At 69.2% G+C, this 1,700-nt stretch carries 2 pseudogenes; both read left to right on the top strand.

Annotated elements, in window-relative coordinates:
* Positions 1-420, top strand: a pseudogene (locus ACWEBX_RS40165) (hypothetical protein); the annotation flags it as partial.
* 319 nt (positions 421-739) lie between these two features.
* Positions 740-1,700 (top strand): annotated as a pseudogene (locus ACWEBX_RS40160) (hypothetical protein); the annotation flags it as partial.

The raw sequence follows: 1,700 nt of genomic DNA, 5'->3' as shown, positions 1-1,700 counted from the left end.
GGGGACGTCCGACTGATCGACCCGCCCGATGCCTTCTACCACCTGCACTCCGGTGACCGTGTCACGGTCACCGTCTGGTCGGGGATCATCACGACGATGACCGTGCAGGGCCACACCCACCGGACCGAGGACGCTCCCGAATTCAACCTGCTGCTGGACGGCTACGGCCTCGTCGTGGGCGCGGCGATGTCGCTGGGCGGCACCTACATGGTCTGGATGTGGTTCTTCCGTCGCGATGAACTGTCGCATGATCTCAACGAGTTGAAGGTCGTCGGGCGCTGGGTCGTCAGCCAATGGGCGCTCGTCACAGTCCTCGGTGTGCTCAACGGCTCCAACACCCTCACGGTCTTCCTCATCCTCTGGGGCGCGCTCACCGTTCCGATCAGCCTCTACCACTGGATGAAACTCCGTTACGACTGAGGCCAGTCGGCCGCCGCCCGGCCGTACCGCTCCCCCGGCCGTCGCTTTCACGGCGTCCGGTACGCGCTCACCGTACGCACCTCGTTCGCCCGCCGTACGCCTTGCCCGTGTCTGATTGCGGGCGGTCGTGAACACGACAGGGTGCAATCCGGCGCAGGAGTGCCATTCTGTGTGTCCGCTGCCGTCTCACCCTGGGTCGCACGCCCGGCGCCCCGCGTTGACAACGTTGTCTCCCAGTGGGGCCTGCCAGACCGTGTGTGCGTACGAGCGACGCTGGAGAGGTTACGTGCCCGACAGATCCCGTCCCCCCGTGCCCCGCGTGATCCTTCCGGGGACCGCCCGACGCAGCCGCAGGCCGCTGCGCGCGACAGTCGTCGCCCTGCTCACCGGGGCGCTCGCCCTCGCCGCGCCCGTCGGCGGTACGGCCGCCGCGGTGCCCTCCCCCGTCACGGCAACGGCATCCGGCGGGGCATCGGACGGCACGGACTACACGAAGCTCGTCGACCCCTTCGTATCGACCGCGGGCGACGACGGAAACGACCTGCCGGGGGCCCAGGCGCCGCACGGTCTGGCCAAGGTCAACCCGATGACGACGCCGGACCGGAATCACTCCGGGTACGACTACGACGAGGACCACATCGCCGGGTTCACGGCCACGGACCTCGACGGCGTCGGCGGCTCGGGAGGCGGCGGTGACCTGCTCGTCGTCCCGACGTCCGTCCGGTACGACAAGCGCCCCTCCCCCAGCACGTACGCGCACACGTACGGCCACGACGACGAGAGCGCGACACCCGGCTCCTACCAGGTGGGGCTCGGAGCCCTGTCCGGAACCGCCTCGTCGGTGACGCGGGACTCCGGCACCATCAAGGCCGAGGTGACCGCGACGACGCGCACGGCGCTGGAACGGTACAGCTTCCCTTCCGGGTCGGACCCCGAACTCGTCCTCGACCTGGCGAACAACTTCACCAGCCGTACCCGCTCGACTCTGAGGACGACGACGCTTCCGGACGGGACCACCTCGATCAGCGGGCTCGTCGCGGGGTCCTTCAACGGCGCCTCGTACCAGCTCTTCTACAACGCCACCACGAACGTCCCGGTGACCTCACTCAGGAGCTGGGGCAACGACGGCAGGCTGAGCGACGCCACCGCGCAGGACGGCAAGGACACCGGCGCCGTCCTCGCGTTCGACCCGTCCGCCGGGGACGACATCGAACTGCGCGTCACCCTGTCACCGATCAGCGCCGAACAGGCCGCGACCGACCAGCTCGGCGAAGTGGGCC

The sequence above is a fragment of the Streptomyces sp. NPDC005070 genome, from assembly GCF_053600395.1.
The sequence above is the reverse complement of the archived record's forward strand: the minus strand, read 5'-3'. Positions and strand labels throughout refer to the sequence as shown.